This window comes from Dactylosporangium sp. McL0621 (assembly GCF_049995355.1).
GTDB lineage: Bacteria > Actinomycetota > Actinomycetes > Mycobacteriales > Micromonosporaceae > Dactylosporangium.
On record NZ_CP188259.1, the window covers coordinates 11911668 to 11930054 of the forward strand.

The window sequence follows — 18387 nt, forward strand, 5'->3', positions numbered from 1 at the left end:
GCCGTCGCGACGGCACGATCGTCCCGGTGCCGCTGCCGGACTGGCACGATCCGCAGGCGATGCGCTGGGCCGCGGCGACCGACGTGGCCTTCGCCACACCGCAGGGCTGGTTCATCGGGCCGTACGGCGACGGCGGCCGCTCGGCCGTGGGCGTGTTCCCGCGGCCGACCTCGCAGCTGCTGCACCGCGCGGTGGCCAACGACAGCCCGCCGGCGCTGTCCGACCAGGACCGCATCGACCTGCGCCGGGACATCGCCTACTGGCACGCCTCCTGCTTCGTGCTCGCCGACGGCCAGCCGGGCGCCGGGGCGCTCAGGAGCACCCTCGACGCCCTGCTGGGCCCGGGCGAACGCGTCGAAGACGTCTGGGTCTGGCGAGCCCGGAGCTAAGCGGCCTTCTGCTCGGGCGCGGCGGACGACCGGACCGGGAGCGGGATCGGCACCGCCACCTCGGTGAACGCCTCGCGCGGCTCGTGCAGCGAGCCCAGCGCGACGACCTCGCGGCGCAGGACGAGCTGCAGGGTCCAGTCGACCAGCACCCGGATCTTGCGGTTCAGGGTGGGGATGCGGCTGAGGTGGTACGTCCGGTGCATGAACCACGCCGGAACGCCCCGGACCTTGATGCCGTACACCCGCGCGGCCCCCTTGTAGAGCCCGAGCCCGGCCACCGAGCCCACGTGCTTGTGCCGGTAGTCGACGGGCGCGCGGCCCCGCACCACGGCCGCGATGTTGTCGGCGAGGCGGGAGGCCTGCCGCACGGCGTGCTGGGCGCTGGGCGAGCACAGGGCGTTCGGGTCCTCGGCGGTGAGGTCCGGCACCGCGGCGCAGTCGCCGGCGCTCCACGCGCCCTCGACCACGTTGCCGTCGGCGTCCACGACCTGCAGCGTCGGCTTGCAGGTGATCGCCCCGCGCGGGCTGCGCGGCAGGTCGGTGTCCTCGAGCATCGGGTGCGGCTTGACGCCCGCGGTCCACACGATCGTGTCGGCCTCGAAGGCGTCGCCGTCGGAGAGCTTCACGAGGCCGTCGACGCACGACTCGAGCCGCGTGCCGAGGCGGATGTCGATGCCACGCCGCGTCAGCTGTACCGCGGTGTAGGCCCCCATCTCCGCGCCGACCTCGGGCAGGATGCGGTTGGCCGCCTCCACGAGCACGAAGCGGACGTCGTCGCGCGGGATCTCGGGGTAGTACCGCAGCGCGCCGCGGACCATGTCCTCCATCTCGGCCAGCGCCTCGACGCCCGCGTAGCCGCCGCCGACGAAGACGAACGCGAGCGCGCGCCGCCGGGTGGCCTCGTCGTCGGTGGTCGCGGCGACGTCGAGCCGGTCCAGCACGCTGTTGCGCAGGTACACGGCCTCGCCGATGGTCTTGAAGCCGACCGCCTGCTCGCGCAGGCCGGGGATCGGCAGGGTGCGCGACACCGAGCCGGGCGCGACGACGATGTGGTCGTAGGGCACCTCGCGCGCCGGGCCGATGATCGGCTGGACGATCGCCACCTTCCGCGCGTGCTCGATGCTCGTCACCGTGCCGGAGAGCACGTGACAGCGCTTGAGCTCGCGGCGCAGCGGGACGACGCTGTGCCGGGGCGAGATGTTGCCGGCCGCCGACTCCGGCAGGAACGGCTGGTACGTCATGTGGGGCTGGGGGTCGACCACGGTGACCTCAGCCTCGTGCAGGTTGAGCTTCTTGGACAGGCGCAGGGCGGCGTAGAGCCCGACGTGCCCGGCACCGACGATCAGGATTCGCTTGGCAGCCACGTCCTCAACGCTAGGCACGGGAGGGGGCCGGCTTCGGCCTGGAGCCGGACAATGTAACGACCGTTACGAGCGGTGTAACGGCGGCCACAGCGTGCACCCGGCCATCGTCGCAGGTCAGTTCGAGGCGCGCCGGGCCACGAGGTAGGCCAGCGCGCCGGCCGCGAGCACCCCCACGAGGGATGCGACGAGGAACACAGGGCCGAGCGTGACCTTGACCAGCAGCAGCATCGCCACGCTGACGACCGCGCTCACGGCCACGATGGCGCCGGCCCGCAGCAGCCAGCCGCTGAGCACGCCCGGCGAGACGATGGCGTCGTAGGGCAGCACCGCGGCCAGGGCGGCCAGGGAGTGCATGAGGTACAGCGCCGTCGACAGCCCGATGAGCCGGGGCACGGAGACGCTCTCGCCGTACACCAGCGTCCCCAGCACCCACCCGAAGGCGCACGCGAAGACCGCGAGCCCGACCAGGCGCGAGCGCGGGAACACCGCCGGCAGCAGCGCCACGATGCCGGCCAGCACGATCGCCGCGAAGTTGCGCATGACCTCGGGCGGGAAGGCCAGCACCAGGCTCAGGGCGGCGAAGACCGTGACGGCGCCGCGGACCAGCAGCGGCGCGGCCGCGGCCCGCTCGGCCTTGTCGCGCACCCGGCCGATGCGCTCGGAGAAGTAGCCCGCCAGCTCGTCCAGCATTACGTCGTCACCGTCCGCCCGACCGCCACCCGGGCCACGCCCTGGAGGACCTCGTCGAGGCTGCCCGCCCCGCCCCAGGCGACGACCGGCACGCCGTGCTCGCGCAGCTGGCCGATGATCGCCTCGCGCTCCAGGCGCCACATGCGCCACGCCACGTCGCCCCAGCGGCCCGTCGCGCGCACCCGCAGTACCGGGTCGGCCAGGGTGTCCACGGCGACCACGAACCGCCCGGCGCGGGCCAGGTTGGCCAGCATCGCCGCGCTGCGCACGTCGAGCAGCGGGGTGAGCACCATCACCAGCGCGTTGCCCTGGATCATGTGCGGCCCGAACGACGACGGCGGCGGCTCGTCGGCCTCCTCGCCGGCGGCGACGTCGAGCAGGAACTCCAGCGCGGTCATGTAGTGCCGCCGGCCGCTGGCCGCGCGCAGGTGGCGGACGGTGCCGCCGTACTGCAGCAGCGCCACCCGGTCGCCCCGGTGCAGGTAGTGCTCGGCGATGCCGGCCGCGGCGCGCACGGTGATGTCGAGCACCGAGGCCCGCCCGTCGATGCCGCCGGAGCGCCCGGCCTCGTGCAGCGCGTCGAGCAGCACGACGACCTCGGCGTCGCGGTCGGAGAGGGTGCTCACGACGTGGATCTCGCGGGTGCGCAGCGACACCCGCCAGTCGATGCGGCGCAGGCGGTCGCCGGGGCCGAAGCGGCGCACGCCCGCGAGCTCGCCGCCCTCGCCGGTGCGCCGGGAGCGGTGGCCGCCGACGTGCCCGGCCGCGCGGGGCATCGCCTCGGCCGCGTCGAAGTGCTCGGTCGCCGGGTACGCCTTCAGCGGCAGCGGCGGGGTCTGCACCGCGCGGCCGACGAGCAGGCCGTCGGAGGCGATGGCGTGCGCGGTCACCGGGCCGAGCGGGTGGCGGCCCCAGCGCAGGATGCGGCCCTCCAGCTCGACGCCGGAGATGGTGCCGCCGTCGACGTTCACCGCATACGGGCGGTCGGTGTGCCTGAGGCGGACCCAGCGGGGCACGACCGAGCGGACCACGACCAGGTCGAAGCCGGCCGGGTTGGGGTTGCCGATGTTGATCGTGACGCCGAGGTCGGCCCCCTCGACCAGGAACGGCTCGGCCGCGATGGCCTCGACGGTGGGCCCCCGGCGCGGCCGGCGCACCAGCGACACCGCGGTGCCGATGGCGAACGGCACGGCGATGACCACGAGGTCGAAGCGGCCGGTGAGCACGGCGATGAGCACGAGCACGCCGGCGACGAGCACGGCCCGGCCGAGGGCACGGGTCGGCTCGAACGCCCGCGCGTGCGACCGGGGTACCCCCTGGTCAGCCACGCCTTCCGCCGTAGGTCGGCAGCGCCCCGCTCGCCGGGGCCGGCGTCTGGGCCAGGACCTCGGTGACCACGGAGCGCGGGTCGATGCGCTTGAGCCACATCTCCGGCCGCAGCGAGATGCGGTGGGCCAGGGCCGGGATGGCCACCGCCTTGACGTCCTCGGGCACCACGTAGTCGCGCCCGCTCAGCGCCGCGGAGGCGCGCGAGAGCAGCAGTAGGGCCAGGGAGCCACGGGGGGAGGCGCCGACGAGCACGTGCGGGTGGACGCGGGTGGCGGCGGTCAGAGCGACGATGTACCGCCCGATCGAGTCCTCCAGCATGACGTCCTCGAGCGCGTTCTGCATGGCCAGCAGCGTCTCGGAGTCGACTACCGGCTCGAGGACGGCCTCCTCCTTGCGCCGCGACATCCGCCGCCGCAGCACGTCCCACTCCTCGTCGGCCTCCGGGTAGCCGAACGACACCCGCAGCAGGAACCGGTCGAGCTGGGCCTCGGGCAGCGGGTAGGTGCCCTCGTACTCGATCGGGTTGGCCGTGGCGAGCACGTGGAACGGCGCGTCGAGGCGGTAGGTCGCGCCCTCGACCGAGACCTGCCGCTCCTGCATCGCCTCCAGCAGCGCCGACTGCGTCTTCGGCGGCGTGCGGTTGATCTCGTCGGCGAGCAGCAGGTTGGTGAAGACCGGGCCGGCGCGGAACGAGAACTCGTGGTTGCGCTGGTCGTAGAGGAACGAGCCGGTCACGTCGGCGGGCAGCAGGTCGGGGGTGAACTGCAGGCGGCGGAAGCCGATGCCGAGCGCCTGGGCGAACGAGCGCGCGGTAAGCGTCTTGCCCAGGCCCGGCAGGTCTTCGAGCAGCACGTGGCCGCCGGCGAGGATCCCGGCGAGGACCAGCTCCAGCGAGTCGCGCTTGCCGACGACCACCGTGCCGACCTGGTCCAGGACCACCTTGGCGATCCGGCCCACCTCGGCCGGTGCGAGCGTCTTCATAGCGCCTCCACCTTTGCGACGATCGATGCTATGTCCTGCGGGCTGGGCACGCGGGACGGCGTGTAGTGCAGCAGCTTCCAGAGGTCCTCGCCGACGAGCCGGCGCGCCTGTTCCGGATTGCCGGCCAGGGTGATGCCGTGACGCTGGCGCAGCCGGGCGTCGACCAGGTCGGTGAAGCGGGGCACGACGACCGCCGCGAAGCGGTTCGGGTCGCGTTCGCCCCACACGAAGCGGTCGTCCCACTTGGCCACGGCCACCAGGATGCCGTCGCCGGTCGGGATCGAGTCGCGCAGTTCGCGGCGGCCCGGGGGCCGGTCGGGGCGGGCGTTCTCGTCGGGCCGGGCGACCGGCTCGAGGCCGGTGCCGGTGACGGTGGCGGGCAGGTCGTCGGCGTGCACCTGCTGCAGCATCTCGCGCATCACCTGGATGGCCACGATGGTGAGCAGGACGAGGGGGTACGACACCTCGTAACCGACGAAGTACAGGATCCCGAAGCCGACCGTGGTCAGCGCGAACGCGACGAAGAGCCGGCGCACCCACCAGCGCCAGTCGAACGGGCGCGACGGCCGCCGGCCCGGCCGCGGCGGCTGCTCGCGGCGCGGGACCGCGGGGCCGCCGTCGAACAGCTCGTCGAGGCCGACCATCTCCTCACGGGGCACCGGTGGCACCCCCCGCCGCGGACGGGCTCGCGCCGATCCCGGACAGCTCGGCGCGGATCTGGCGCAGGGCGGTGATCGCGTCCTGGCGGTTGCGCTCGCCGACGGGGTGGGTGGCGTAGCGGGCCTCGCGGTACACCTCGGCAAAACCCTCCAGCGTCGGGCGGCTCACCTGATGGGCGGACAGCAGGCGGGTGACGAGCTCGGTCGGGCTGTCGCCGACCAGGCGCGGGGTGCCGGCGGCCGCGGCGGCGCGCTCCAGGCGCACCCAGCAGGCGATGACGGCCCGGCGCGGGTCGGTGTCGGTGTCGCTGAGCTCGACCAGCCCGGCCTCGACGGCGGCCATGACCTCGTCGGCGGCGGCCTGGGCCATCGGGCGCGGCGCCTCGGGCTCGACGAAGACCCGCGGCTTGGGCCGGGCGGCGCGGTTGCTCATCAGGTAGTACAGCAGGCTGCCGACGAGCACGAGGACGAGCAGCCCGCACAGCAGCATCGCGCCCGTGAGGAGCCAGTCCGGGATCTCGAACTGGTCGTCGCGGTTGCCGTCGGCCCCGGGCGCCGGCGGCTCCTCCTGCTGCGGGGCGAGCGCGCTGGGCGTCGGCGCGTCCACCGCGGGCGTCGGCACCGGCACGTTGGTGATCTCGGGCGAGGACATGGACGCGGCCAGGCCCCCGATGAGCAGGACGGCGATGACGCCCAGCACCGGCAACCAGCGGCTGAAGGTGCGGTCCATGGCATCCCGTCGGTCTTATGTTGGTGCCCCGGCGAGCTGCTTCGCCCGGGCGAGAACCTTGTCAAGCATTCCTGGCGTGAGCCGACCGGTAAAGGTGTTCTGCTGGCTCACGTGGTAACAACCGAGCAACGCGGGGGCGCGTTCGGCCTGCCACAGGGCGCCGTGGCCGAACGGTACCTTCCGTGCCGGTGCTACACCGTAGACGGCTCGTAGAGCCGGCCAGAAGGCGGCCCACGCGAACGCGCCCAGCGCGATGACCACGCGCAGGTCAGGCGCGATCTCGCGCAGCTCGCGGTGCAGGAACGGGGCGCAGGTGTCGCGCTCCTGCGGGGTCGGCTTGTTGTCCGGCGGGGCGCAGCGCACGGCGGAGAAGATCCGGGTGCCGGTCAGCGTGAGCCCGTCGTCACGCGACGTGCTGGTGGGCTGGTTGGCCAGGCCCGCGCGGTGCATCGCCGCGAAGAGCACGTCGCCGGAGCGGTCGCCGGTGAACATCCGGCCGGTGCGGTTGCCCCCGTGGGCGGCCGGGGCGAGCCCGAGGATGGCGATGGGCGCCCGGTGCGGGCCGAAGCCGGGCACCGGGCGCCCCCAGTACTCCTCGTCGCGGAACGCCGCCCGCTTGGTGACGGCGACCTCCTCCCGCCACGCGACAAGCCGCGGGCAGCGGCGGCAGTCGGAGATCTCCCGGTCGAGCTCGTCCAGCGCGTCTACCACCAGCCGAAGGTTAGCGGGACGGCGAGGGGCTCGCCGACGGGCTCGCGCTCGCGGACCCCGACGGGGCGGCGCTCGGCGACGGGGACGAGCTCGGCGACGGGGCGGCGCGGCCGATCGGGCACAGCGGGTAGGCGGGCGCGGACCCCGGCTCCGGGCCCTGGCCGTCGTGGCAGCGCCAGGCGTCGCCCAGCGAGATCGGGTTGCCGTCCTGGTCGTACAGCGTGACGTGCTGCAGCGGGCGCCCCTGCTCGTCGACGGGGTAGACGTCCACGACGCCGCCGTACGGGTTGTAGGACTCCGGGGTGTACGTGTGGTTCATCCCGAACCGGTCCAGGTTCGCCGCGACGACCAGCAGGCCGATGATCGCGACGGCGTTGACCCCGACGGCGACGAGGCGGTGCATGCGCGGGCGGCCGGTGGCCCCGATGCGCACCGAGACGACCGCGGCCGCGGCCATGAGCACCAGGCCGATCGGGTCGTCGAGTCGGTCGGCCGGGAGGATGTCCAGCGCGAAGACCAGCACCACGACGGCGACGCCGCGCGCGACCCACCAGGCCGGGCGGAGCAGGCGCAGGAAGTCGCTGGTGCGCTCGTAGCCGATGATCCGGCCGGACCGCTCGTCGAGCGTACGCAGCCGGGACCGCAGCTGGTCCAGGTCGATGCCGGCCCGGACCGTCGGGCTACCGGACTCGACCCCGGCCGCGGCGCGCAGCTCGGCGGCGTAGGCCGCGGGCGGGCCGAGCCGGTCGACGAGCGAGCCGCCCTGCTCCTCGAGGACCTCGGCGAAGTGCGCGGGCAGGTCCTCCATGAGGTCGTCGCGCACCTCCGGGGGCAGGTCGGCGAGCGCGGCCGCGACCCGCTCCAGGTAGTAGTCGATCTCCAGGCTGCTGCCACTGGGCGCGTTCATGCCGCCCCCTCCGCTTCGCTCCGGTGTCGGCATGGGAGCTGTGCTTCCTGATGAGCGGCCACTCCGCTTCGCTCCGTACCGCTCATGCTCTCTCCCCGATGAGCCGTTCCATGGTCTGTGCGAAGCCGTGCCAGACCTTGCCGGACTGGGCGAGCTGGGCGCGGCCGGCGGCGTTGAGTGCGTAGTACTTGCGGTGCGGCCCGGACTCGCTCGGCACCACGTAGGTGGTGAGCGTGCCGGCCTGGAAGAGGCGGCGAAGGGTGCCGTAGACGGAGGCATCACCGACGTCGTCGAGGCCGGCCGCGCGGAGCCGGCGCAGGATGTCGTACCCGTAGCCGTCCTCGTCCCGCAGCACGGCGAGAACGGCCAGGTCGAGCACCCCCTTGAGCAGCTGGGTGGTGTCCACGGCAAGCAGAGTAGTACGCAATGCACAGTAGTATCAAGAACGCAGCACCGCGGACACGCAAAAGGCGGCCCGCCCGGAGCGGACCGCCTCGCGAGGACTGCGGTCGTGCGTTACTTGGAGTCGTCGAGGCAGAGGGCGTCGCCACTGCTCACGTCGGTACCCTGCCAAAGCACGTACTTCGCGTCGGAGAACGCGTCGCAGACGGTGGCCTCGTCCTTCAGCGCCTCGGTCTGGGACACGCCGTTCTTGATGCCCACGACCTTGTACTTCGCGGTCGAGTCGTCGCACTTGACGATCTTCACGCTGACGTTCTTCGACGTGTTGTCGCTGATCGAGTCGCCGGCGAGGCAGTCGCCCACCTTGGCGTTCGACGCGTCGGAGTTCACACTGTCGACGATGTCGTTCCAGGTGCTGCGGGCGAAGAGGAAGATGCCGCCGCAGCAGACGAGCGCGAGCACCAGGACCACACCGAGGATGATCAGAATGATCTTGCCGGCGCTGCTCTTCTTCGGGGGCGGCGGGGCGCCGTAGGGGGCGCCACCGGGCGCGGCCGGGGCACCGTAGGCCGGCTGCTGGTCGTACGGGGAGCCGGACGCCGGGGGCTGGCCGTACGACTGGTCGTACGGAGCGCCGGACGAGGGCTGGCCGTAGGGCGAGCCGGACGACGGCTGCTGACCGTAAGGCGAGCCGGACGACGGCTGCTGACCGTAAGGCGAGCCGGCCGGGGGCTGCTGGCCATAGGGGCCGCCGGGCGGCTGCTGGCCGTAGGGTGCGCCGGACGACTGCCCGTACGGCGGCTGCTGGTCACCGCCGTAACCCCCGCCACCGGGTGGCGGGTAGCTGCCGGGCGGCGGGTACTGATCAGACATGCGTTTCCTTCCGGGGTATGCCGCAAAGATCACCCTAACGGGCAAAAAGACGGTTGAGCTTGGAAAACCGGCCTCTGACCCACTGGAGACGGCTCACGATAGCGTTTGAGCACCAATGCGCGCACTACCGAGCGTGCTCGTATTACGGTGTCCGCCGTGACCGATCTGTTGAAACGGCTCGCCGCGGCGCCCGGGGTCTACCGCGGACGCGGTGACGGGCTGGAGTCCGGACCCTTCGTCGCCCGGATCAAGGTGACCTCGGTGGTGCGGGGCAACGCCATAACACTTGACTACGAGGCGGTCAGCGACAGCAAGGGACTGCAGCACGTCGAGCACACGATCCTCACCGCGAGCGAGGCCGGCCGGCTGGAACTGCACGTCACCTGCCTTGAGCTGCCCGGCGTGACCCGGTTCGTGCAGAGCGAGCCGGGCGTGTTCAACGCCTACGAGGGCGCCCTCCTCGCGAAGATCATCATGACGATGCCCAGCGACGGCGTCCTCACGTACGGCTGGTGGTGGTCCCGCGACGACGCGGAGCCCCGCGAGCAGTCGAGGGCCGAGGTCCGCCGGACCGGATGACGCTGCGTGCAGGGCTACTGAGCTGCGCTGACACAAATCCGACACGCAAAACCTGAGTAAGTTACGCGAGCGACAGGGCGATTCCGTCGAGAATGTCCGACTCGGAGGCGATCACCGCGTCGAATCCGGCCCGCTCGACGATCACCCGCAGGATGAGCGCCCCCGCGCCGATCACGTCGGCGCGGCCGGGGTGCATGACCGGGTGCTCGAGGCGCTGGGCGGCGCTGCGGCCCAGCAGGTCCGCGGTCACCTTGGCCACGTCGGCGGCCGCGATCCGCGCGCGGTGAATGCGCCGGGGGTCGTACTCCGGCAGCTCCAGCGCCAGCGCGGCCACCGTCGTCACCGAGCCGGCCAGCCCGACCAGCGTGCGCGCCCGGGAGCCGTCGACCGCGGCCAGGGCCCGGTCCACGGCCGCCGCGATGTCCTCCTCGGCCGCCGCGACCTGCTCCGGGGTCGGCGGGTCGGCGCGCAGGTGCCGCTCGGTCATCCGCACGCAGCCGATGTCGACGCTGATGGCCGCGTCAACGTCCCGATCCCCCACCACGAACTCGGTGGAGCCGCCGCCGATGTCGACCACCAGGAACGGGGCCTCGGCGGTGAGCCCGCGCACCGCGCCGGTGAACGACAGCCGGGCCTCCTCGTCGCCGGTGATGACCTCGGGGGCGAAGCCGAGCGTGTCGAGCACCATGGCGCGGAAGTCGGCGGCGTTCTCGGCGTCGCGGGAGGCGCTGGTGGCCACCATGCGGGCCGCGTCGACGCCGGCCGCGGCGATGTCCGCGGCGTAGTCGACGAGCGCGAGCCGGGTCCGCTCGATCGCCGCCGGGGACAGCCGGCCCGTCCGGTCCACGCCCTCGCCGAGGCGGACGATCCGCATCTGCCGCGACACGTCGCGCAGATCGGAGTCGACCTCCGCGACCAGCAGTCGCACGGAGTTGGTACCGCAGTCGATGGCCGCCACTCGCTTCACGTGTGCAGCCTACAAATGCAGCAGCATCCGGTGGTTGCCCAGGGTGTTCGGCTTGACCCGCTCCAGGTCGAGGAACTCCGCGACGCCTTCGTCGTAGGAGCGCAGGAGCTCCTCGTAGATCTGGTGGGTGACCGGGGTGCCGTCGATCGGCGCGAAGCCGAACGAGGCGAAGAAGCGGGTCTCGAAGGTCAGCACGAACACCCGGCGCACGCCGATCTCGCGGGCCGCCTGCAGCAGCTCGGCGACGATCCGGTGGCCGATCTTGTGCCCGCGCAGGAGCGGGTCGACCGCGACCGTGCGGACCTCGGCGAGGTCCTCCCACATCACGTGCAGCGCGCCGCAGCCGACGATCGCGCCGTCGCTCGTGCGCTCGGCCACCCAGAACTCGGGCACGGCCTCGTACAGCGCGACGGTGGGCTTGGAGAGCAGCCGCCGGTCCGCGACGTACATCGCGACCAGGCGCCGAATCCCCCGCACGTCGGCGGTTCGTGCCCGCCGGACGGTTACCTCCATGGCGCAAGGGTAGTGGCGCGCGGATGTGGCACCTGACACGCGATCGAGTGCTGATGGTCACGACGGCACTGATGACGGTGGCGGCCGTCACCATGACGGTCCTGTACGTGACCAAGGACGGGCCCGCACGGCGGCCCATGACACCGGTGGCGCGCACGAGCGGCCCCCCGCACCAGAGCCCGAGCGTTCACGGTACCGCCGCGCCCGGAACGATCAAGGCGGCCTATGCGGTGCGGAGCAAGTGGAAGGACGGCTTCAACGCGGAGGTCACCGTGACCAACATCAGCAGCCAGCCGCTCATGGGCTGGATCGTCCAGCTCGAGCTGCCCAAGGACGTCGACGTCACCTCGACGTGGGGCGCCACCGCCGAGCAGCTGCCCGGGCGGCTCGTGCTGCGCTCCCAGGCGTACAACACCTACCTGGAGGCCGGCGGGGCGATCCGGATGGGGTTCGAGGCGAAAGGGCCGGCCGGACCACCGAAGAGCTGCTCCGTCAATGGGGCACCCTGCTAACGTCAAAAATCCGACTGTTTGGATGTGAACGGACTCCGGTCCCGCCCCGGGGTGAAGTCTGACGTACCGTCTTGGGGTGCTGACCCCACCGGCCGGGCTCCCCGAGGAAACGCTCGGCGAGGTGCTCCTGCGAAAGTGGGGTATTCCGGTCAAGTCGCTCGCCTATCGGCCCGTCGGCTTCGGCAGCCACCACTGGGAGCTCATCGACACCGCGGGCGCGCGCTGGTTCGTGACCGTCGACGAGCCGGCCGACGCGACGCGGCTCGACGCCTCCCTGCGGGTCGCCGCCGACCTGCACGCCACCGGGCACTCCTTCGTGGTCGCCCCGGTCCCGGCGCTGAACGGCGCCGTGAGCGAGCACCAGGGGCCCTTCACGATCGCCGTGTACCCGTTCGTCGAGGGCGCCAGCTTCGAGTGGAACGCGTTCACCGGCCCCGCGCACCGCCAGGCCACCCTGGACATGATCATCCGGCTGCACACGGCCCCGCCGATCGCGCGCCGGCACGCCCGGGTCGACGACTTCGCGGTGCCGCACCGCGACGAGGTCGAGGCCGCGCTGCGCGGCCCCGCGGAGGACTCCGCCTGCGGCCCCTACGCCGTGCCCGCCGCCGACCTGCTCGAGGAGCACCGCCGCCCGCTGGAGCGGGTGCTGGCCCGCTACGACGAGCTCGTGCTGCAGAGCCGGGCCGAGCCGGTGCGGGCGGTGCTCACCCACGGCGAGCCGCACTCGGGCAACACCATGCGCACCCCGACCGGGTGGCGGCTCATCGACTGGGACACGGTGCTCGTCTCCCCGCCGGAGCGGGACCTGTGGCTGATCGAGCCGGGCGACGGGTCGATCTTCGCGGCCTACGCCGAGGGCACCGGCGTCCTGGTCCGCCCGTCCACGATCATGCTGTTCCAGCTGCGGTGGGCGCTGTCGGACATCGCGGTCGAGGTGCGCCGTTTCCGCCGGCCGCACACGGGCACGCAGGACGACGCCGAGGGCTACGAGATCCTGCGCTCAGTCGTCACCAGCATCGAGTGACACACACGGGCCCTGGGCCCACCACTCGCCGGCCTTCCGCAGCGTCTCGTCGCCGAACGGGTTGACGCCGGGCCCGACCGCCAGGGCGTGGCCGAGGTGGACGTGCAGGCACTTCACGCGGGTGGGCATGCCGCCCGCGGAGACGCCGTCGATTTCCTCGACGTGCCCGACGGTCTCGCGGCGGCGCAGGTAGTCCTCGTGGGCGCGCTGGTACTGCGCGGCGAGCTCGGGGTCCGCGGCGAGGCGGGCGCCCATCTCGCGCATCAGGCCCGACGACTCGAGCCGGCTGCACTCGTGCACGGCGCGGGGGCAGGTCAGGTAGAACAGCGTCGGGAAGGGCGTGCCGTCGGGCAGCCGCGGGGTGGTCTCGACGACGTCGGGCAGCCCGCACGGGCAGCGGTGGGCGACGGCCCGCGTGCCGCGGGGCGTGCGGCCGAGCTGCGCCGCGACCACCGCGAGGTCCTCGTCGGTGGCCTTCTCGTAGTCGCTCACTGCTTGTCCGCCGCCTCGACGCTCGACCAGAGCTTGCCGTACCAGGGCCGGGGCGGCTTGGGCGCGCCGGGCCGCTCGGCGGGGTCGGTCTGCTGGTTGTTGGCCGGGTCGACCACCACGTAGGGCTTCTCGCCGGGCAGCACCATGTGCAGCCGCTGGCGGGCCTGGGAGATCACGTACTCGGGGTCGTCCCACTTCTTCGCGCGCGCCTGCATCTCGGCGACCTTGGCGGTCTGCCGCTGCTGGCTCTGCTCCATCGCCTCGATCTCGGCCTGCTGGGCCAGGTACACCCGCACCGGGTACGCGTATGCCAGCAGCAGTACGAGGAGCACCAGGCTGAGCACGACGGCGCGGCTGGTGAACCGGCGCGGCTGGGGGGCCCGGGTGCGCAGCGCGGCGCCGCCGGTGGCCACGGCCCGGCGCGCGACCATGGGGCGGGAGGGCGCCCGCCCGGCCCGCTGCGCATTGGTCCGGTTCGGGCTGCGCGGAGTCGAACGCCCGCCGGGCCTGGTGCGCTGCTGCATTCCACCCCTGCCCTTCGCGGTCGCTTCGCTCCCTCCCCGGTGGAGGGCTCCGCCCACCCACACCCCCTGCCACACTTCGGTCGCCGTTACGGGCAGGGAGCCGGGTTCGTCGTGGGCGCGGCCTTCGCGGACCGCACCCACGCACTCAACAAATGTTTAACGGTAGCGCGGGAAGGCGCCACGGCCGGCGTAGCGCGCCGCGTCGTCGAGCTCGTCCTCGATGCGCAGCAGCTGGTTGTACTTCGCGACCCGCTCGGAGCGGGCCGGCGCGCCGGTCTTGATCTGGCCGCTGCCCACGGCGACGGCGAGGTCGGCGATGGTGGTGTCCTCGGTCTCGCCCGAGCGGTGGCTCATCATCGTGCGGAAGCCCGCGCGGTGCGCGAGGTCCACGGCGTCGAGCGTCTCGGTGAGCGAGCCGATCTGGTTGACCTTGACCAGGACCGCGTTGGCCGTGTCGGTGGCGATGCCCCGGGCGATGCGCTGCGGGTTGGTGACGAACAGGTCGTCGCCGACGATCTGGATGCGCGAGCCGAGCGAGTCGGTCATCGCCTTCCAGCCGTCCCAGTCCTCCTCCGACAGCGGGTCCTCGATGGACACGATCGGGTAGGCGTCGACGAGCTGCGTGTAGTACGCGATCATCTCGGCGGACGACTTGCTGGCGCCCTCGAAGCCGTACGCGCCGTCCTTGAAGAACTCGGTCGCGGCCACGTCGAGCGCGAGCACGATGTCGCTGCCCAGCGAGTAGCCGGCCTTCTCGACGGCCTCGGCGATCAGGTCGAGCGCGGCCGCGTTGGTCGGCAGGTTCGGCGCGAAGCCGCCCTCGTCGCCGAGGCCGGTCGACAGGCCCTTCTTCTTCAGCACCGACTTGAGCGTGTGGTAGACCTCGGCGCCGGTGCGCAGGGCCTCGCGGAAGGTCGGGGCGCCGATCGGCGCGATCATGAACTCCTGCACGTCGACGTTGGAGTCGGCGTGGGAGCCACCGTTGAGGATGTTCATCATCGGCACCGGCAGCAGGTGCGCGTTCGGGCCGCCGAGGTACTTGAACAGGCTCAGGCCGGCCGAGTCGGCCGCGGCCTTGGCCACGGCGAGCGAGACGCCGAGGATGGCGTTGGCGCCCAGCTCGGACTTCTCCGGCGTGCCGTCGAGGTCGAGCATCGCCTGGTCGACGAGGCGCTGCTCGGTGGCGTCGAAGCCGCGCACGGCCTCGGCGATGCGCTCGTTGACGTTCTCGACGGCCTTCTCGACGCCCTTGCCGAGGTAGCGCTTGCTGTCGCCGTCGCGCAGCTCGTTGGCCTCGAACGCGCCGGTGGAGGCGCCCGAGGGGACCGCCGCCCGGGCCAGGGTGCCGTCGTCGAGGACGACCTCGACCTCGACCGTCGGGTTGCCCCGCGAGTCGAGGATCTCCCGCGCGCCGATTGCTTCGATAGTGGCCACTGTCGTGTCACTCCTTGCCGAAAAAGATTGGTCGGCCGCCACGGTGCGGCAAGAGCAGTATCTCGCGCGCTCTACCCCCGGTTCCCATTGGGGGAGCTCCGCTCCACCCAAACCCCCTCCCGCACGCCGGTCACCGTCCGTGGGGAAGGGGCCGGGAGGGCTGTGCGCGCGGCCGGCGGAGACCGCACCACAGCCCTCCGGGTCCGTCAGAGATCCAGGAGCGTGCGCAGGTGGCGCGGGGGCGGGGAGCCGTGGGCGAGCATCCGGTCGTGCCAGTCGCGGAGGGTGACGTTCGCCGGGCGTTCATCCGCGATCTGCCGGATCTCGGTGTAACCCACGAAGTAGGTCGACAGCTGCGTCGAGCTCAGCAGGGCGCGCCGCCACTTGCCGGCCGCCTCGCCCTCCTCCTGGAAGCCGCGATCCATCATGAGGGCCATCGCCTCGGCCTCGGTCATGCCGTCGCAGTGCACGCGCTGGTCGATTATCGCGTTGATGCTCATCCGCAGCTGCATCTTCAGCTGCTGCAGGCGGACCGCCGGGCCGCCGAAGCCGCGGTCGGCCATGAACTCCTCGGCGTAGACGGCCCAGCCCTCGACGAACGGGCCGCTCCAGCCGATGGCCCGCGCGCGGGTCCGGCCCCGGAAGCGGCGGGCGTGGGCCAGCTGCAGGAAGTGGCCCGGCGTCGCCTCGTGGACGGTCAGGTCGCGCAGCATGTGGCTGTTGTACTCGCGGTAGAACGACGCCACCCGCTCCTCGGACCAGTCCGCGGGCGTCGGGGAGATGCAGAAGAACGTCGGCAGCTCCGCGGGCTCCAGCAGGCCCGGCGGGTCGCAGTAGGCCACGGCCACCCCGCGGGCGAACTCGGGCATCTCCATGATCACCAGCGGGTCGTCGATCAGGGTGACCAGGTCGTGGTTGCGCACGAAGGCGGTCGCCTCGTCCAGGGACACCTTGGCCAGCTCGACGATGGTGTCGTTGTCCGGCCCGTCGGCGGCGGCCCGGCCCAGGGCCTCGCGCACGGTGTCGGGGCCCGGCGCGCCGCCGGTCAGCTCGGCCGCCACCGCCGAGAGCTCCGCGCTCACCCGGTCGAGGTTGGCCTCGGCCCGCTCGAGCACCGCCCGGGCGCCCAGCTCGGTGTCCAGCGTGTGCCAGAGGCGCGCCTCCCACAGCCGCCGGCCCAGGCGCGGGTCGCGGTCGGAAGAGTCCAGGCGCCCGCGCAGCCACTCGGCGAACCCGTCGAGCTCGGCCGCGGCCCGCTCCTGGGACGGCGCGATCACCTCGGCCAGGCCCGGCTCTTCCTTGAGCAGCTCGCCGAGCTCCTCGCGCACCAGCCGGGCCGTGCCCGCGAACTGCCCGATCGCGGTCTCGACGTGCACGCGGGGCGAGTCGCCGAGCACCTCGCGGGCGGTCGCCAGGGCGTCGGGGACCGCGCTCAGCCGGGCGGCGATGGACATCAGCCGCTCCTCGGCCGGGGCGAAGGGCCGCGAGATCAGGCCGTGCAGCAGGCCGCCGGGGTTGTGCACGAGCGGGTTCCACTCGTGCTCGCGGATCTCGGTGCGCTCGAACAGCATCCGCTCCACCCGGGCCAGCAGCACCGCGTGGTCGACCCGATCCTGCCCGTCGAGCTCGTCGACGTCGATCTGGCTCAGCGCGGCGGAGGCGTCGCGCAGCATGTCGACGTCGCCGGCCACCCCCTCGGCGGAGTAGTCGGGCAGCCGGTCGTCGAAGCGGTGATCCCCGGCGCCGGCGGCCAGCGCGGGCGCACACTCGAGCAACGCGTCGGCGATGTGCTCGGCGAGTGGAACAAAGTGCTGGGACATGCCCCGACCGTATCGGGTGGACCCCGCGGACGCTCACACCAGCGTGGCGAGTTTCCGGACCGCGGCCGCCAGCTCGTGCGGCGTGTGCGCGGCGTAGCCCAGCACCAGCCCGCACGGGCCGCTCTTGCGCATGCGCAGCGTCGACAGCGCCAGCGGGCCCAGGCCGGCGTCGGCCGCGCGCTCCGCGAGGGCCAGGTCGTCCACGCCGGGCGGGAGCTCGATGACCAGGTGCAGGCCGGCCGCGATGCCGCCGATCCGCGCGCGGGGCAGGTGGCGGCGCACCGCGGCGACCACCGCGTCGCGGCGCTCGCGGTGCAGGCGGCGGGCGCGGCGCAGGTGCCGGTCGTACGCGCCGCCGGCCAGGAACTCCGCGAAGGCGAGCTGCTGCAGGGCGGGGCCGCCGTTGTCGGCGTCGTGCTTGGCCGCGCACAGCTCGGGCAGCCACTCCGGCGGCGCGGCCAGCCAGCCCAGCCGCAGCCCGGGCGCGAGGACCTTGCTCACCGAGCCGACCAGCGCCACCCGGTCGGGCGCGAGGCCCTGCAGGCAGGCCACGGGCTCGCGGTCGTAGCGGTACTCCGCGTCGTAGTCGTCCTCTACCACCAGCCCGTCCACGCGCCGCGCCCAGGCGACCACCTCGGCCCGCCGCCCGGGCGCGAGCACCACGCCGGTCGGGAACTGGTGCGCCGGGGTCAGCACCACCGCGCGGACGCGGGTGCGGGCCAGGGCGGCGACGTCGAGGCCGTCGGCGTCGACGGGCACCGCCACCACGTCGAGGCCGAGCCGGCTCAGGTGCTCGCGCAGCGCGGCCGGGCCCGGGTCCTCCAGCGCGATGCGGCGGGCGCCCCGGGCCAGCAGCACCCGGGCCAGCAGCGCCAGGCCCTGGGTGACGCCGGCGGTGACGATCAGCCCGTCGGCCGGCACCAGCGCCGCGCGGACGCGCCCGAGGTACCCCGCGAGCTCGGCCCGCAGCCGCGGCACGCCGGTCGCGTCGCCGTAGTCGAAGTCCGCGTCGAGGGCGCTGGTCAGGGCCGTCTCGTAGGCCCGCCGCCAGGCCGTGCGCGGGAAGGCGCCGAGGTCCGGCACGCCCGGGCGCAGCGGGGGGACCGCGGCCCGCCGTTCCAGGACGTCGGCGCGGCGGCGGGGCACGGCCGCGACCACCTCGGCCACCACGGTGCCGGAGCCGCGCCGGCTGACCAGGCGGCCCTCGGCCGCGAGCTGCTCGTAGGCGCCGACCACCAGGCCGCGCGAGACGCCCAGGTCGGCGGCGAGGTCCCGGGTCGAGGGCAGCCGCGTCCCCGGGGCGAGGCGGCCGCGCGTGATCGCCTCCCGCAGCGCGCCGACGAGCTGTTCACCGACCCGCGGCCGGGTGCGGTCGAGCTCGACCAGCGCCTCCCAGACAGACAAATCGATCAGCACCTCCACCCGAAAACCGCGTCCGACCGGCCCAAAAGCACCGGATCGGCGGAAAGTGGCCCTGCTAAACC

21 protein-coding genes are annotated in these 18387 nt (G+C 73.2%); 4 read left to right on the forward strand and 17 right to left on the reverse strand.

The genetic code is table 11. The features are described 5' to 3' along the window. The first annotated feature begins 26 nt into the window (after positions 1-26). On the forward strand, positions 27-389 hold the full coding sequence (locus ACPPVO_RS56490; RefSeq protein ID WP_426507962.1) for a hypothetical protein: 363 nt from the start codon (positions 27-29) through the stop codon (positions 387-389). Here the strand turns inward: ACPPVO_RS56490 and ACPPVO_RS56495 are convergent. The 10 genes from ACPPVO_RS56495 to ACPPVO_RS56540 all read right to left on the reverse strand — a co-directional run bounded on the left by ACPPVO_RS56495 (position 386) and on the right by ACPPVO_RS56540 (position 9035). After that, positions 386-1753: an NAD(P)/FAD-dependent oxidoreductase gene (locus ACPPVO_RS56495; protein WP_426507964.1), complete on the reverse strand. Its 1368-nt coding sequence runs from the start codon at positions 1751-1753 to the stop codon at positions 386-388. The two genes, ACPPVO_RS56490 and ACPPVO_RS56495, sit on opposite strands and share 4 nt — an antisense overlap. Positions 1754-1867: 114 nt before the next feature. Then, positions 1868-2443: a hypothetical protein gene (locus tag ACPPVO_RS56500; protein WP_426507966.1), complete on the reverse strand. Its 576-nt coding sequence runs from the start codon at positions 2441-2443 to the stop codon at positions 1868-1870. Further along, positions 2443-3771: a DUF58 domain-containing protein gene (locus ACPPVO_RS56505; RefSeq protein ID WP_426507967.1), complete on the reverse strand. Its 1329-nt coding sequence runs from the start codon at positions 3769-3771 to the stop codon at positions 2443-2445. Before ACPPVO_RS56505 ends, ACPPVO_RS56500 begins: the two co-directional genes overlap by 1 nt. After that, positions 3764-4753, reverse strand: coding sequence for an AAA family ATPase (locus tag ACPPVO_RS56510; RefSeq protein ID WP_360374439.1), 990 nt, complete (start codon positions 4751-4753; stop codon positions 3764-3766). Before ACPPVO_RS56510 ends, ACPPVO_RS56505 begins: the two co-directional genes overlap by 8 nt. Further along, on the reverse strand, positions 4750-5412 hold the full coding sequence (locus ACPPVO_RS56515; protein ID WP_426507969.1) for a hypothetical protein: 663 nt from the start codon (positions 5410-5412) through the stop codon (positions 4750-4752). The genes ACPPVO_RS56510 and ACPPVO_RS56515 overlap by 4 nt, the downstream gene beginning before the upstream one ends. Next, on the reverse strand, positions 5402-6142 hold the full coding sequence (locus ACPPVO_RS56520; protein ID WP_426507970.1) for a DUF4129 domain-containing protein: 741 nt from the start codon (positions 6140-6142) through the stop codon (positions 5402-5404). The genes ACPPVO_RS56515 and ACPPVO_RS56520 overlap by 11 nt, the downstream gene beginning before the upstream one ends. A 15-nt stretch (positions 6143-6157) precedes the next feature. After that, complete coding sequence (locus ACPPVO_RS56525) at positions 6158-6853, reverse strand: uracil-DNA glycosylase (protein WP_426507972.1); 696 nt, start codon at positions 6851-6853, stop codon at positions 6158-6160. A 10-nt stretch (positions 6854-6863) separates the two neighbouring features. Then, the gene (locus ACPPVO_RS56530; RefSeq protein ID WP_426507974.1) at positions 6864-7760 is read right to left on the reverse strand and encodes an HAAS signaling domain-containing protein; all 897 of its coding nucleotides are present in this window, start codon (positions 7758-7760) and stop codon (positions 6864-6866) included. An 82-nt stretch (positions 7761-7842) separates the two neighbouring features. Then, complete coding sequence (locus ACPPVO_RS56535) at positions 7843-8166, reverse strand: PadR family transcriptional regulator (protein WP_426507976.1); 324 nt, start codon at positions 8164-8166, stop codon at positions 7843-7845. A gap of 110 nt (positions 8167-8276) precedes the next feature. Continuing rightward, positions 8277-9035, reverse strand: a complete 759-nt coding sequence (locus ACPPVO_RS56540; RefSeq protein ID WP_426507978.1) for an LppU/SCO3897 family protein — start codon at positions 9033-9035, stop codon at positions 8277-8279. Positions 9036-9191: 156 nt separating this feature from the next. On the opposite strand from ACPPVO_RS56540, the gene ACPPVO_RS56545 reads away from it, so the two are divergent. Continuing rightward, positions 9192-9614 carry a hypothetical protein gene (locus ACPPVO_RS56545; protein WP_360374453.1) on the forward strand — a complete coding sequence of 141 codons (423 nt, stop codon included), beginning with the start codon at positions 9192-9194 and terminating at the stop codon, positions 9612-9614. A 61-nt stretch (positions 9615-9675) separates the two neighbouring features. On the opposite strand, the gene ACPPVO_RS56550 is transcribed toward ACPPVO_RS56545, so the two are convergent. After that, complete coding sequence (locus ACPPVO_RS56550) at positions 9676-10572, reverse strand: exopolyphosphatase (RefSeq protein WP_426514890.1); 897 nt, start codon at positions 10570-10572, stop codon at positions 9676-9678. Between the two features lie 18 nt (positions 10573-10590). After that, positions 10591-11094 (reverse strand): amino-acid N-acetyltransferase, encoded by a 504-nt coding sequence (locus ACPPVO_RS56555; RefSeq protein ID WP_426507980.1) that lies wholly within the window; start codon positions 11092-11094, stop codon positions 10591-10593. Between the two features lie 53 nt (positions 11095-11147). On the opposite strand from ACPPVO_RS56555, the gene ACPPVO_RS56560 reads away from it, so the two are divergent. Both ACPPVO_RS56560 and ACPPVO_RS56565 read left to right on the forward strand, forming a co-directional pair. Then, positions 11148-11606, forward strand: a complete 459-nt coding sequence (locus tag ACPPVO_RS56560) for a cellulose binding domain-containing protein (protein ID WP_426507982.1) — start codon at positions 11148-11150, stop codon at positions 11604-11606. A 76-nt stretch (positions 11607-11682) separates the two neighbouring features. Further along, on the forward strand, positions 11683-12633 hold the full coding sequence (locus tag ACPPVO_RS56565; RefSeq protein ID WP_426507984.1) for a phosphotransferase: 951 nt from the start codon (positions 11683-11685) through the stop codon (positions 12631-12633). Here ACPPVO_RS56565 and ACPPVO_RS56570 read toward each other — a convergent pair. From ACPPVO_RS56570 to ACPPVO_RS56590, 5 genes are all read right to left on the reverse strand, one after another. Then, the gene (locus ACPPVO_RS56570) at positions 12610-13125 is read right to left on the reverse strand and encodes a DUF501 domain-containing protein (protein ID WP_360374461.1); all 516 of its coding nucleotides are present in this window, start codon (positions 13123-13125) and stop codon (positions 12610-12612) included. The genes ACPPVO_RS56565 and ACPPVO_RS56570 overlap by 24 nt on opposite strands. After that, a complete protein-coding gene (locus ACPPVO_RS56575; RefSeq protein WP_426507985.1) occupies positions 13122-13556 on the reverse strand; it encodes an FtsB family cell division protein in 435 nt (144 codons plus the stop codon). Before ACPPVO_RS56575 ends, ACPPVO_RS56570 begins: the two co-directional genes overlap by 4 nt. 249 nt (positions 13557-13805) lie before the next feature. After that, positions 13806-15083 carry a phosphopyruvate hydratase gene (eno, locus tag ACPPVO_RS56580; protein ID WP_426507987.1) on the reverse strand — a complete coding sequence of 426 codons (1278 nt, stop codon included), beginning with the start codon at positions 15081-15083 and terminating at the stop codon, positions 13806-13808. 206 nt (positions 15084-15289) lie between these two features. Continuing rightward, positions 15290-16903: a DUF885 domain-containing protein gene (locus tag ACPPVO_RS56585; protein WP_426507988.1), complete on the reverse strand. Its 1614-nt coding sequence runs from the start codon at positions 16901-16903 to the stop codon at positions 15290-15292. A 33-nt stretch (positions 16904-16936) separates the two neighbouring features. After that, positions 16937-18325 carry a PLP-dependent aminotransferase family protein gene (locus tag ACPPVO_RS56590; RefSeq protein WP_426507989.1) on the reverse strand — a complete coding sequence of 463 codons (1389 nt, stop codon included), beginning with the start codon at positions 18323-18325 and terminating at the stop codon, positions 16937-16939. Between the last annotated feature and the right edge of the window lie 62 nt (positions 18326-18387).

Excerpts from the sequence above, each read along its gene's own strand:
- ACPPVO_RS56500 (WP_426507966.1), bottom strand. The coding sequence starts at position 2,443 with ATGCTGGACGAGCTGGCGGGCTACTTCTCCGAGCGCATCGGCCGGGTG.
- ACPPVO_RS56510 (WP_360374439.1), bottom strand. The coding sequence starts at position 4,753 with ATGAAGACGCTCGCACCGGCCGAGGTGGGCCGGATCGCCAAGGTGGTC.
- ACPPVO_RS56520 (WP_426507970.1), bottom strand. The coding sequence starts at position 6,142 with ATGGACCGCACCTTCAGCCGCTGGTTGCCGGTGCTGGGCGTCATCGCC.
- ACPPVO_RS56530 (WP_426507974.1), bottom strand. The coding sequence starts at position 7,760 with ATGAACGCGCCCAGTGGCAGCAGCCTGGAGATCGACTACTACCTGGAG.
- ACPPVO_RS56540 (WP_426507978.1), bottom strand. The coding sequence starts at position 9,035 with ATGTCTGATCAGTACCCGCCGCCCGGCAGCTACCCGCCACCCGGTGGC.
- ACPPVO_RS56555 (WP_426507980.1), bottom strand. The coding sequence starts at position 11,094 with ATGGAGGTAACCGTCCGGCGGGCACGAACCGCCGACGTGCGGGGGATT.
- ACPPVO_RS56560 (WP_426507982.1), top strand. The coding sequence starts at position 11,148 with ATGGTCACGACGGCACTGATGACGGTGGCGGCCGTCACCATGACGGTC.
- ACPPVO_RS56575 (WP_426507985.1), bottom strand. The coding sequence starts at position 13,556 with ATGGTCGCGCGCCGGGCCGTGGCCACCGGCGGCGCCGCGCTGCGCACC.
- ACPPVO_RS56585 (WP_426507988.1), bottom strand. The coding sequence starts at position 16,903 with ATGTCCCAGCACTTTGTTCCACTCGCCGAGCACATCGCCGACGCGTTG.